The 12,269-nt window shown below is 68.4% G+C and carries 12 protein-coding genes and 1 pseudogene; 8 read left to right on the forward strand and 5 right to left on the reverse strand.

What is annotated here, in order from left to right:
• Positions 1–190 precede the first annotated feature (190 nt).
• The gene (locus tag AB0B61_RS57000; RefSeq protein ID WP_358450629.1) at positions 191–1,879 is read left to right on the forward strand and encodes a GAF domain-containing protein; all 1,689 of its coding nucleotides are present in this window, start codon (positions 191–193) and stop codon (positions 1,877–1,879) included.
• A 33-nt stretch (positions 1,880–1,912) separates the two neighbouring features.
• Here AB0B61_RS57000 and AB0B61_RS57005 read toward each other — a convergent pair whose 3' ends face one another.
• On the reverse strand, positions 1,913–2,554 hold the full coding sequence (locus AB0B61_RS57005) for a response regulator transcription factor (RefSeq protein WP_358450632.1): 642 nt from the start codon (positions 2,552–2,554) through the stop codon (positions 1,913–1,915).
• Positions 2,555–2,736: 182 nt separating this feature from the next.
• On the opposite strand from AB0B61_RS57005, the gene AB0B61_RS57010 reads away from it, so the two are divergent.
• The 4 genes from AB0B61_RS57010 to AB0B61_RS57025 all read left to right on the forward strand — a co-directional run bounded on the left by AB0B61_RS57010 (position 2,737) and on the right by AB0B61_RS57025 (position 5,579).
• On the forward strand, positions 2,737–3,147 hold the full coding sequence (locus AB0B61_RS57010) for a pyridoxamine 5'-phosphate oxidase family protein (protein ID WP_358450635.1): 411 nt from the start codon (positions 2,737–2,739) through the stop codon (positions 3,145–3,147).
• A gap of 465 nt (positions 3,148–3,612) precedes the next feature.
• A complete protein-coding gene (locus tag AB0B61_RS57015; RefSeq protein WP_358450638.1) occupies positions 3,613–4,137 on the forward strand; it encodes a hypothetical protein in 525 nt (174 codons plus the stop codon).
• Between the two features lie 172 nt (positions 4,138–4,309).
• Positions 4,310–5,167, forward strand: a complete 858-nt coding sequence (locus AB0B61_RS57020) for a wax ester/triacylglycerol synthase domain-containing protein (RefSeq protein ID WP_358450641.1) — start codon at positions 4,310–4,312, stop codon at positions 5,165–5,167.
• Positions 5,168–5,186: 19 nt separating this feature from the next.
• Positions 5,187–5,579: a hypothetical protein gene (locus AB0B61_RS57025; protein ID WP_358450644.1), complete on the forward strand. Its 393-nt coding sequence runs from the start codon at positions 5,187–5,189 to the stop codon at positions 5,577–5,579.
• On the opposite strand, the gene AB0B61_RS57030 is transcribed toward AB0B61_RS57025, so the two are convergent.
• The 3 genes and pseudogenes from AB0B61_RS57030 to AB0B61_RS57040 form a co-directional block, all read right to left on the reverse strand.
• Positions 5,551–6,207 carry a pyridoxamine 5'-phosphate oxidase family protein gene (locus tag AB0B61_RS57030; RefSeq protein WP_358450647.1) on the reverse strand — a complete coding sequence of 219 codons (657 nt, stop codon included), beginning with the start codon at positions 6,205–6,207 and terminating at the stop codon, positions 5,551–5,553. The genes AB0B61_RS57025 and AB0B61_RS57030 overlap by 29 nt on opposite strands.
• 142 nt (positions 6,208–6,349) lie before the next feature.
• Positions 6,350–6,460: pseudogene (locus AB0B61_RS57035) on the reverse strand (hypothetical protein); the annotation flags it as partial.
• On the reverse strand, positions 6,457–7,206 hold the full coding sequence (locus tag AB0B61_RS57040; protein ID WP_358450650.1) for an HAD-IA family hydrolase: 750 nt from the start codon (positions 7,204–7,206) through the stop codon (positions 6,457–6,459). The pseudogene AB0B61_RS57035 and the gene AB0B61_RS57040, both read right to left, overlap by 4 nt.
• A 127-nt stretch (positions 7,207–7,333) precedes the next feature.
• Here AB0B61_RS57040 and AB0B61_RS57045 point away from each other — a divergent pair, with 127 nt between their 5' ends.
• Positions 7,334–8,173 carry a universal stress protein gene (locus AB0B61_RS57045; RefSeq protein WP_358450653.1) on the forward strand — a complete coding sequence of 280 codons (840 nt, stop codon included), beginning with the start codon at positions 7,334–7,336 and terminating at the stop codon, positions 8,171–8,173.
• A 133-nt stretch (positions 8,174–8,306) separates the two neighbouring features.
• Positions 8,307–8,957: a CBS domain-containing protein gene (locus AB0B61_RS57050; protein WP_358450656.1), complete on the forward strand. Its 651-nt coding sequence runs from the start codon at positions 8,307–8,309 to the stop codon at positions 8,955–8,957.
• Positions 8,958–9,199: 242 nt separating this feature from the next.
• Here the strand turns inward: AB0B61_RS57050 and AB0B61_RS57055 are convergent, their stop codons facing one another.
• Positions 9,200–10,972 carry a ricin-type beta-trefoil lectin domain protein gene (locus tag AB0B61_RS57055; protein ID WP_358450659.1) on the reverse strand — a complete coding sequence of 591 codons (1,773 nt, stop codon included), beginning with the start codon at positions 10,970–10,972 and terminating at the stop codon, positions 9,200–9,202.
• A gap of 704 nt (positions 10,973–11,676) precedes the next feature.
• Here AB0B61_RS57055 and AB0B61_RS57060 point away from each other — a divergent pair.
• Positions 11,677–12,269 (forward strand): endo-1,4-beta-xylanase (locus tag AB0B61_RS57060; RefSeq protein WP_358450662.1); only part of this gene is annotated, 593 nt, incomplete at its 3' end.

Raw genomic sequence — 12,269 nt, forward strand, 5'->3', positions numbered from 1 at the left:
TACCACCTGCGCGAGTTCCTCAGGCAGGAGCTGTGCTCGCAGGAGTACCCACAGATGATCATGCGGCTCGGGATCACCTTCGACGACAAGGAATCCGTCAGGCGCCCGCTGTCCGACGTGCTGGAGTGACGAGCGCTTATCGACTCGCGGAAGATGGTCGTGGGCGCGTCTCGGTGTAACACTGATCTTTATGACGGAAGGCGAGCATCGCCCGTTGATGCCGAATATGCGGCTGGATGAGTTGCTGGCCGAGCTGCAGGTGCGGCTGAATGCCGTGCTGGCCACCCGTGACCGGGTGCACGCGCTGCTGGAAGCCGTCGTGTCGGTGGGCAGCGACCTGGATCTGGAGACGGTGCTGCGCCGGATCGTGGAGACCGCGACCAAGTTGGTGGACGCCAGTTATGGTGCGCTGGGCGTGATCGGGCAGGAGAACACGCTCCTGCAGTTCATCCCGGTCGGGTTGAGCGAGGAGGAGATCGCCCGCATCGAGCACTGGCCGCACGGGCTCGGCCTGCTCGGCCTGCTGATCAAGGATGCCCGGCCGCTGCGCCTCGGCCGTATCTCCGATCATCCCGAGTCCTACGGCTTCCCTGCCGGGCACCCTCCGATGGGCACCTTTCTCGGCGTGCCCGTACGAGTGCGCGATGAGGTGTTCGGCAACCTGTATCTGACCGAGAAGCGCGGCGGCGGCGAGTTCGATGAGGAGGATGAAGCGATCGTCATCGCGCTGGCCACCGCCGCCGGTGTCGCGGTGGAGAACGCCCGGCTGTTCGAGGAGACCCGGCGGCGCGAGACCTGGCTGCAGGCCTCTTCCGAGGTCACCACCAGCCTGCTGTCCGGGGCCGACCCGCGCGAGGTGCTCACCCTGATGGCGGCCCGCGCCCGCCAGATGAGCGATGCCGACCTCGTGAAGATCCTGATGCCGGAGGCGGGCGGCCGGTCGCTGGTGGTGGAGTATGTCGATGGCGAGCATGCCGATCAGGTGGCGGGCCTGACCTTCGATCTGGCGGCCACCGCGGCCGGTCAGGTGTACACCCGTGGCGAGGCGGTGTCCGCGCAGGACCTGAATGAGACGAACTCACCGTTGCGTCATTTGGGCTTCGGCCCCGAACTGCTGATGCCCTTGGGCGTAGGGGAGAAGGTACGTGGCGTGGTGGCGGTGGCGAAACGGTCGGGCCGGCTGCCGTTCAGCGCCGCGGACCTGCGCATGCTGGGGGCGTTCGCCGGGCAGGCCGTCATCGCGCTGGAGTTGGCCGAAGCCCGGCGGGACGCCGAACGCCTCGGCCTGCTCGAAGATCGCGACCGTATCGCCAAGGATCTGCACGATGTGGTCATCCAGCGGCTGTTCGCGATCGCGATGACGCTGATGAGCGCCGTCCGGCTGGTGGACAAACCCGAGGCATCGAACCGGATGCAGTACGCGATCGACGAGCTGGACGCGACCATCAGGCAGATCCGCTCGACCATCTTCGCCCTGCAGGGGTCGCGCGATACGGCCGGGCCCAGCCTGCGCGCGCAGATCGTGGAGCTGGTGGAATCGGCTCGTGGCCATCTCGGCTTCATGCCCGGCCTGCTGATGGAGGGCCAGCTCGACAGCCGCGTGCCCGAACCCATCGCCGAGCACCTGCTGGCCGTCCTGCGCGAGGCGCTGTCCAATGTGGTCCGCCACGCCAAGGCCTCCAAAGCAGATATTTCTGTCGAAGTGGCGGATGACGTTCTCACGCTGGCCGTTCAGGACAACGGCGTCGGGCTGCCCGCCGGTGGCAGGCGCAGCGGCCTGCGCAACCTGCACGAGCGTGCCACCACGCTTGGCGGCTCCTTCGCCGTCACCTTTCCGGAGGCAGGGGGGACCGCTCTTCGCTGGAGCGTCCCCCTCTGACGCTGGGCCTGCCCTGATCGGTGAAGGTCCCGCTCATTCCCGCCGATCTGCCCGCAACCGTGCCGAGAGCGCCGCTGCCTGGGTACGGCGCTGCATGTCGAGTTTGGACAGCAGGTTGGACACGTAGTTCTTGACCGTCTTCTCGGCCAGGAACATCCGCTCGCCGATCTGCCGGTTGGTCAGCCCATCGCCGATCAGGTCGAGGATGTTGCGCTCCTGCTCCGACAGCGCCGCCAGCGGGTCCTTCCTGGCGGCCTGCTCGCGCAGCCGCTGCAGCATCGCCGCGGTGGTCCGCGGGTCGAGCAGCGACTGCCCCGCTGCGACCGTGCGCACGGCGCCCACCAGGTCGGAGCCGTGGATCTGCTTGAGCACGTAGCCGGCGGCGCCCGCCATCACCGCCTCGAACAGCGCGTCGTCGTCGGCGTAGGAGGTCAGCATCAGGCACGCCAACTCCGGCAGCCTGGAGCGGGCCTCACGGCACACATCCACGCCGCTACCGTCGGGCAGCCGCACATCCAGCACCGCCACGTCCGGCTTGAGCGCCGGAATACGGGCGATCGCCGACTCCGCGGTCCCGGCCTCGCCGATAACCTCTATGTCGTCCTCGGAGTCCAGCAGGGCGGCCACGCCCCGCCGTACCACCTCATGATCGTCAACGAGGAACACCCGAATCATGCTCCGACGTTAACCGGCTCAGCCCACCACAAGAAAGGGGCCAAAGGCCCTAGTCAGGGCAGCGGTTTCCCTGCATTCAGCAGGCAGGACGGTCTACGGTCGCCACCGCCGAGGGCGATCGGCAGCCGTCACGGGACTTTCGTCCCTAACCCGTCAGGTAGGGGCGCTGACAGGCTGACGGTATGAAACTCGACTCGGCCGGCCTGCAGGTGCTCTCCCACGAGGAGTGCATGCGCCTGCTGCCCTCCCGCCCGATCGGGCGGATCGTCTTCACCGACAGCGCCCTGCCGGCCGTGCAACCGGTCAACTTCTGCCTGGACGGGGAGGACATCGTCATCCGCACGGCGGCCGGTTCCAAGCTGGCCGCCGCCACACGCGATGCGGTTGTGGCCTTCGAGGTCGACGACTTCGACTCAGCGGAGCGCACGGGCTGGTCGGTCACCGTCGTGGGGCTGGCTCGTGCCGCCGACGATCCCGCACAGATCGCCCGGCTGGAAAGCCTGCGGCTGACGCCGTGGACACGCAGCCCCGACCACTTCATCGTCATCACCACGGTGGAGGCCACCGGCCGGCGCATCCAGCAGCCCGCCTGACCGTCCAGATCCGGCAAGCAGCTCACCGACGCTGCGGGCCCCACAGCACGGGCACCCGGGATTTCGTCCCTGCGGCACCGCCCGACGCCAGCGTCACGGTCCTTCGTTGATGACGGAGCCGCCGGCACGTTTGGAGTCGTGCTTCCAGAGCAGCTTGTCGACGACGCCGTTGACGCGGTGGGCCATGCGTGTCGCGAGCATGGTTTCGCCGCGCGGGGCGAGACCGTCACCGCGGGCGATGTCATGAGCTCGGCGGCCGTGTCACCCACCGCCTTCCGCCGGAGGCTGCCTCCTTCCTGCGCCATCAGATGGCGTAGCCGTGCGCGGCGGCGGTTGGTAGGCGTCGCCGTACGAAGTGCCGAAGGTCCCGCCATGGCGGGTCGTACGGCACTGCCCGCCGATCACCGGAGATGGTGTGATCGAGGTGTGAGAAGAGCAGTGAATCCGCATTGAAAGGGGGCCGTCATGGCCACCACCCGTTCAACCCCCATGAACGTCGACATGAGGGACAGCGCCACTCGCCCGGTCGATTATGTCTGGGCGATCGCCCGGATCTCGATCGGCTGGATCTTCCTGTGGGCGTTTCTGGACAAGACCTTCGGCTGGGGCTTCGCCACCCCGGCCAACCGCGCCTGGATCTCCGGCGGCAGCCCCACCACCGGCTTCCTCAAGGGCACCGGCGAGAACGCGCTCGGCGGCTTCTTCGGCTCCCTGGCCGGACAGCCCTGGGTGGACTGGCTGTTCATGCTCGGCCTGCTCGGCATCGGCGCCGCACTCATCCTCGGCGTCGGCCTCCGGATCGCCGCCATCACCGGCAGCCTCATGCTGGTCCTCATGTGGGCCGCCGAACTACCCCTGGCCAACAACCCCTTCATGGACGAGCACATCATCTACGCCATCGTCCTGGTCGGCCTCGCCCTCGCAGGCGCCGGCACCACCCTCGGACTCGGCAAGCTTCTCATCGTCCAGCGCAACCCCTACCTCAAGTAGCGGACCCGTCGATGCCCACCCTCCAGCCCGAGGGCGGGCATCGCACTGTGTCGGCACGTACCCGCTCACGGATCGGGTACAACGGCGGGCCGCCCGGGGCCTTGTGCCCTGACCGCCGCGCCGGCACGGGACGACGCTGGGCACATCGACACGTGCGGAGGTGGAGACGGTCATGGCCGATCACATGAGCCCGCTGGATGCGGTATCTCTGGATCTCGAAGACGAGGAACCCGAGGTGTCCATGGCGACCGCGTCGATTGTCATCTTCGAAGGACCCGCGCCCGCCACGGAGAAGTTCCTCACGGCCATGGGAGCCAGGCTTCGGCTGATGCCGCGCTTTCACCAGAAGGCTCGCCAGGTGCCGTTCGACCTCGGCTCGCCGGTCTGGGTGGACGACCCCGCGTTCGATCTGACCTATCACGTCCGGCGGGTGGCCCTTGCCCCACCGGGGGACGACCCGGTGCTCCACGAGCGGATCGGCGACATCATGTCGCAGCGACTCGATCGAGCCCGGCCCTTGTGGGAGTACTGGGTGATCGAAGGCTTGTCCGGCGGCCGGTGGGCGCTGTTGTCGAAGGTGCACCCTCGCATGGCCGACGGGGTGTCCGGCACGCACCCCAATCAGGTGATCTTCGACAAGTCCCCCGCAGGCGGGGTGGAGCCACCGCAGGAGGTGTGGACTCCGGACCCCGAGCCGTCCACTCTGATCCTGGCCGCTGGCGCGCTGCGCGACCTGCTCCTCAATCCGGTCGAACAGGCGCGCATGATCGGCAGGGCGACGGCCGCGCCATGCGCCATCATCCGGCGTGTCGCTGACACAGCGCGTGGTCTGATCGCTCTGACCGGCGCGCTGTGGCCCGCGAACGCCTCCACCCTGACCGGCCCGATCAGTGGGTACCGGCGTTACGCCGTGGCCCGCGCGTCGCTGACCGACGTCAAGAAGATCGCCCACCGGGCGGACGCCACCCTCAACGACGTCACTGTCCGCGATCAGCGGCGGTTTCCGCCACCTGCTGCTCCAGCGCGGTGAGGAGCCGCACGCGCGCGCGGTGCGTTCGCTGGTCCCGGTGCCGGTACGTGCCTGCGGGGAGTTGGAGATCCTCCCGTACGTCCCGATCGCCTTGCGGCTGCGTACCGGCGTGTCGATCCGCACGTACGGTGATCAGGTCGCTTTCGGTGTCACCGGCGACTACGACGGCGCGCCCGAGGTCGAGCCGCTCGCCCGCACCATCGAGAACGAACTGCAAGCGCTGAGCCTCGCTTACCGCCCAAGCCCCGCCCTGTCGGTGGTCACGCCGCTGCGTGCCAGTCGCCATCAACGCCATCACCGACGCCACCGGCCGCTTTCGGACCAGGGGCGCGCCGGCCGGTCACCTGAGGGCGGGTGTCCGCCATGGTCAAGGTGCTTTCGGCTCACCGGCCGTGGATGCGGCGGCCGGTGATCTGGTGCGGGACGATACGGATGTAGAGCTGCCGGTCGCCACCGGCCCACGGGGTGACGTCGGAATCGGTGACCTTGGCCAGCTCATCCGGCGGCACGTGGTGGGCAGGGCCCTGAATGAGGACGCTCCATCCCTCACGCTGGGCCTCGTCCAACCTGTCGACCTCGAAACCGATTTTGATCTCCACGCCTTCCAGACCGGTGCGCAGGTCCTGGTCCATCGGGCCGCCCGGCGCGGTGCGGAACACGATGGCGTCGTCGTGGAGCTTGTAGTTGACGGGCAGAATCGTCGGCCCGTGCGAGCCGTTGAACGCCACTCGGCCGACACCGCCGGGCGCGATCAGGCGCAGGCATTCCGCGGGCTCAAGCACTTCCAGGCCCGGGTCGGCCGAGGCGGAGCCGCCACCCGGCGGACGATCTTGACCGCCACCCAGCAGGTCTTGAACGGTGGTCTCCAGCGCGGCGGCCAGGCGCGCCAGCGCTTCGATGTTCGGGGGGCTCAGGTGCCCTTCGAGGTACTGGACGTACCCGGTGGACATCTCCGCGCGGTCGGCGACCTGCTCGTGGGTGAGGCCCAGTCGCTCGCGATGGTGAATCATGCGACGTCCGAAGTCGCCGGTGCCTGTCATGAACGTCTCCTTGTCATCAGCGGTGAAGGTGCGGCTGGTGCCGCGTGGCAGGATGACGCCGTCAATACGGGTTCTGCGGTGATCAACGTCGACGTTCAGTCGATGGTCGCGGTATCGGATCGGCAGCGACAGCGCGCCGTCGGGGGTAGGCGCCGCGGGTGGCGAACCGGCCGTTGCCGAGCGTGCACAGCGCCTCGCGTAACCCCTCCGAGGCCGGGTCGAAGCCCTCGTAGGCGAGGGTCCAGGGATTCATCGCCGTAGGACAGGGACGCGGCCCGTGATGGCCAGCTCGGCCAGGTCCGTCACCACGACGTCCGCTCCGGCGCGGCGCATCGCGGCCGCCTGCGAGCCTGTCCGATCCACCCCGACGACCAGGGCGAAGGCGCCTCTGCGCCCCGCCTCGACACCGGGCAGCGCGTCCTCCACGATCGCCACCTCGCCCGGCGGAAGCTCCAAACGCCGGGCGCCCTCCAGGAACAACGCCGGGTCAGGCTTGCCGGGCAAGCCCAGCCGGGCGGCCTCGGTGCCGTCGACCAGCACGTCGAACAGGTGCGTCAGCCCCGCGGCCGAGATCACCGCGCGGCAGTTCCTGCTCGCCGACACCACGGCGGTACGGCACCCGCGCCGCCGCAACTCGTGCAGCAAGGCGACGGTCGAGGGGAAGGCGGCCACCCCATGCTCGGTGATCTCCCGGACGAACAGCGCGTCCTTGGCCAGCCCGAGCCCGTGCACGGTCGGCGCGCCCGGCTCGTCCTGCTGCCCGCCTTCGGGCAGGCAGACGCCGCGGGAGGCCAGGAACGTGCGGACCCCGTCCAGACGCGACCGCCCGTCGACGTAGCGCAGGTAGTCGGCCCGGATGTCGAACGGGGTGGAACGGTCGCGCAGGAAGACGTCGAACACGTGCTTCCACGCCGCCGCGTGCACGCGGGCGGTGTCGGTGACCACACCGTCGGTGTCGAAGACGACGCCACGGAGCCGTGTCAGATCGATGGCTGCCATGCCCATGACGCTACGCACCCGTCACCGGCGCAAACAGGGTCCTTCGGCTCTTGCCTGATGGACTTCCGGCCCTGCAACGACGCTCTGTGAGCGAGTCCGATGGAGAGGTGACGAAGGAGGACGGATCATGATCATCGTAGGGGTGGACGGCTCGGTGACCGCGCGGGCCGCGGTGGAGTGGGCGGTCAACGACGCCTTCCGGATGAGAGAGCCGCTGCGGATCGTGCACGCGGTGGATCGCTCGCCGTACCAGATCAGCAAGTTCCCCGACGCCGCGCTGCCTGACACGCTGCTGAGGGAGGGACAGCGGATCCTGCGCGAAGCGCTGGCCCTGGCTCACGAGCGGCAGCCCGACGTGGAGGTCACGACGCAGGACATCGAGGGCGCGCCCGCTGAGGTGCTGCGCGAGCAGGCGAAGGAGGCGACCGAGATCGTGCTCGGCAGTCGCGGGCTCGGCGGGTTCGCCGGAGCGCTGCTGGGCTCGGTCAGCTCGCACGTGGCGGGCCGGGTGGACTGCCCGGTCGTGGTCGTACGCGGCGATCACCAGCCGGTCCACGGGGAGATCGTGGTCGGCGTGGACGACTCGCCCGCGTGCGAGCCCGCGCTGGCCTACGCCTTCCGGCAGGCCAAGCTGCGGGGAGCCGTGCTGAGGGTGGTGCACGCCTGGCAGCCGGTGCACGCGTTCGCGGCCGGGGTGCCGTACGACATGGACGAGGTTCGCACCGCGCAGCACCAGGTCGTCCGCGACCGGGTAGGAACCTTCAAGAAGGACTATCCGCAGGTGACGGTCGTCGAGGACGTCCAGCCGGCGCAGCCGGTGGAGGCCCTGGCCGACGCGTCCGCCCGAGCCGATCTGCTGGTGGTGGGTTCGCACGGTCACGGCGCGGTGGGCGCGCTGCTGCTCGGCTCGGTCAGCCGCGGCGTCCTGCACCACGCCCGCTGCCCGGTGGCGGTGGTACGCGCATAGAGGGGGAGGTCGACCCTCAACCCGTGGTCCGCGCCTAGCAGGGACCAAAGGCTCTGCGACGAGGGACGTTCGCCCATGCCGCCCATGGCCGCCCAAAGCGCATCGTTTGCGGGAGAGAGATGAGGAGGCGACCATGTCCATCAAGGTCAGGGACGTCATGCGGAACGTCGCCATCGCGGTTCGGGAGGACGCGTCGTTCGCCGAGATCGTGCGTACGATGCGCCGCTACACCCTCGGGGCGGTCAGTGTGATCGATGCTGACGGCCGGCCTGTGGGGGTCGTCTCCGAAGACGACCTGTTGCTCAAGGAGACGATACGACGCAGCAGCTCGATCTTCGACAGGCACAGGCGGCGTGCGGAGCGGGAGAAGGCGGCCGCGGTCACCGCGTCGGCGCTCATGACCACGCCCGCGATCACCGTGACTCCGGGAAAGCCGGTTCGCGACGCGGCGCGGCTGATGCACGAGAAGCGGATCAAGCAGCTGCCGGTGATCGACGCGGTCAGCGGGCGCATCACCGGCACTCTGCACCGATCAGACGTGCTGCGGGTCTTCTGCCGTTCCACGGGCGAGCTGGAGAGGGAGATCAGGGCCGTGATCGGTGACCTGACGTCGGTGTCAGTCAGCGTCTGCGGTGGTGTGGTGCGGCTCAGCGGCCGGGTGGCCCGCGGCTCCGAGGCCATCCAGTTGGTGGCGGAGATCCGCCGGGTGGAGGGTGTGATCGACGTCGTCTCGGAGCTGACCTACGACAGGGCTGACCCTCTCGTCGTCCCGCCGCTGCTGTAGGAGACGCCGACGCTCATCGTGGCCGGTCGCAAGAGGGCCGACCATCTCGGAATGACCGCCTCGCTCCTCCAGCACGCTCCGTGCCCGGTCGCCGTGGTGGGTACCTCTATGGGCAAAGGTCATCGAGAGTGAGCCAGAGCCCGATGATGTCAGTCGCCTTCCGTGTAGTTCCAGCGCGCGTGGCACTGGCCTTCCAGCTTGGAGCCGCTGGGCGAACCAGGTGATCCTCGCCGGCCATCGGGTCAGCTCTTTGTCCATTTCTGGCTGGTCGTGCCGGTGCAGGACCACAGTTGCACCTTCGTTCCGTTCGCGGTCCCGAAGTTGCTCGCCTCCATGCAGAGGCCGGACTGCACGCCGGTGACGGTGCCGTCGCTGTTGACGTTCCACTGCTGGTTCGCCTGCCCGTTGCAGTCCCAGATGATCACCTGGGTGCCGTTGCCGGTGCCCTGCCCCTTGGCGTCCAGGCACTTGTCGCCGTACACCTGCAATTGCCTGGACGAGGTGAGAGTCCACTGCTGGTTGTTGCCGCCGCAGTCCCAGAGCTGGAGCTGGGTGCCGTTGACGGTGCTCGCGTTCGGGACGTCCAGGCACCGGCCGGCGTTGACGTTCCGCAACACCGACGTCGACCCGCCGGGTCCCGAGTCCGTGGGGGGCAGGAGTGTGATGGTGTAGGTGTCGTCGATGGCGGTGTGCGGCAGGTTGACCGTCGTGCCGTCGCCGGACAGCGTCACCACGGAGCTCTGGACGGTGACCGGCCCCTGGACGGCGCCGCCGCCGTTGTAGGGGATGCGCTCGGCGACTACTCGTACCTGGTTGTTCCGCACGATGCCGCTGGTGATGTCCAGGCGCCGCAGGTTGACGGCGATGTTGCCGGTCGTGCTGCCGCCGCCGACCAGAATCTTGGCCGTCCCGGCCGCCTTGGTGGCGAACGCGTCGTACGAGGAACTGGGGGTGACGGACACGATCTGGCCGGTCTGAGAGCCGTAGAAGCGGTAGACCCACCATTCGCCCTTCGGCTGGTACTCGCCTGCCGAGTTGCGGACGAGCAGGTTGCCGAGGTCGTTGTGCAGGTTTCCACCCCCTGCCCAGTTGGCGCGCAGGCCGTCGGCGCCGGCCCTTTCCAGGCGCGCGATGTACCAGGATCCGTCACCGGGGTTCTGCTCGTTGGACGCCCCGTATTCGTTGATCTGGTACGGGCGCGGATGCGGGATGCCGCGAGAGTTCAGTGTGGTGTCGGCCGCCGCCACGTTGGCGACCGGGTCGCCGGGCAGGGCGTGCCAGCTGATGATGTCCGGGACCACGTTGTTGGCCTTGACGTAGTCCAGGTACTGGACCCAGAACGGGTTCGTGGTCGAGGGTACGCACGCGCAGCTCGGCCCGACGATGAGATGCGTCGGGAACGCGGCCCGGATGCGCTGGTAGGCGCGCCGCCACAGCTCGAAGTACTGGGACTGAGGGCGGTTCCAGAACAAGGTGATGTTGGGCTCGTTCCAGAGGTCCCACTGTACGGGGGCGCCCGTCGCCCGCACGTCGTTGATCAGACGGGTGAGGAAGTTGTCGTAGTCGGTCCAGTCGCCGTTGTCGCCGGGAAATCGCGAGATCGGGTAGCCGTCGGCACCCCACAGGTCGTGGACGAGCAGGATGAACTCCCCGCCCAGCGATCTTGTGCGCAGCAGCTGAGCGCGGGTGGAGTTCCATCGGCGGTCGTACCTGCCCGACACCCACCCGCCCGGGCCGTCGAGCTGCGCCCCGCCGGCGCGCATGTACCGGAACTTCACATCGGTGTAGAAGCGGTCCGGCGGCGCCGACGCGTTCTCGGTCATGCCGTAGATCCACCCGGAGGCGCGGTAGGTGGGAGAGCCGCCACCGGCGGAGAAGTCGACGGTGATGGCCTGGTCCGCGGCCAGGGCCGACGGGGCGGCCGTCACGACGGAGGCGGCGACGAGGGCGCCTGCGGCAAGGAAGGCGGCGATCCGGCGGCGGCCTCTGTGCCGCCTGCGGAATGTGGCGTCCATAGGTGATTCCTTGGTCACGGAGGGGCGGTGCGGGTTGAGCGGGCGGGCCCTTGCCGGCTAACGGACGGCGGCATCAGGGGAGGCGGCCGCGATCCACGACCGGTCCATCTCCGGACGCCTCACAGCCGAGGACTCCCGCCGTTCACCACCGACTCCGGTAGGAGAAGGCCGCCGTGCGGACTCAGTGTGGAAACGACGACGAAACATGTCAAGACCATGAACGAATCGGTTCGATTGGCTGGTCGGCACTCAGGGGGCCGAGGCGCTGGTCCGTCCTGGTCATGCCACGCTGCCACCGGATGAACGTTTCATCACCTCGCCCGCCGCGACGGCTCCAAACTCACCTGGATCCGTCGAAGTCGGACGCACAATGATCAGGACAAAAGATATGAAACTTTCACGGCCTGCGGTCCCTTGTGGCGGGAACGGGCGAAAGTTTCGGTGCGCATCATGAATGGTTGAGGCCCTATAGCGCCGAAGTCGGCAGCTAAATGTGTCCGAAACTTTTTGATCCGTCTTGACAATATTTCGGAAGTATTTCCACACTGAGTCACCAAGCGACGCCTTGGTGGTGTGCGTTCCGGTGGTGGGCGCGGCGTCGATCCCGTGGGGTGTGTCCCCGCGTGTTCCCGTTTCCGTACGTCAGACATGGAGTCTCAGACATGGGCGCAAACGCCATACCCTCGCCTGGAACCAGGCGGCCCTTGAACGGCTTACGCTGGCCCCTGATCGTCGGTGCTCTCGGTGTCCTCGCCATGATCATGGCGCTGGTGGCACCGCTCCGCGCGGATGCCGCGGCGAGTACGCTCGGCGCGGCCGCCGCGCAGAGCGGGCGATACTTCGGCACCGCCATCAGCGCGGGCCGGCTCGGCGACTCGCAGTACACTACGATCGCCGGCCGCGAGTTCACCATGGTGACGGCCGAGAACGAGATGAAGATCGACGCCACCGAGCCCAACCAGGGGCAGTTCAACTTCACCAACGGCGACCGCGTCTACAACTGGGCCGTGCAGAACGGCAAGCGGGTGCGCGGGCACACGCTGGCCTGGCACGGCCAGCAGCCGGGCTGGATGCAGTCCCTGTCCGGCGGCGCGCTGCGCCAGGCGATGATCAACCACATCAACGGCGTGATGGCCCACTACAAGGGCAAGATCTACGCCTGGGACGTGGTCAACGAAGCCTACGCCGACAGCGGAGGCGGGCGGCGCGACTCCAACCTGCAGCGCACCGGCAACGACTGGATCGAGGTCGCCTTCCGCACCGCGCGCGCCGCCGACCCCAACGCCAAGCTCTGCTA

The sequence above is a fragment of the Nonomuraea sp. NPDC049158 genome (assembly GCF_040648335.1).
Lineage (GTDB): Bacteria > Actinomycetota > Actinomycetes > Streptosporangiales > Streptosporangiaceae > Nonomuraea.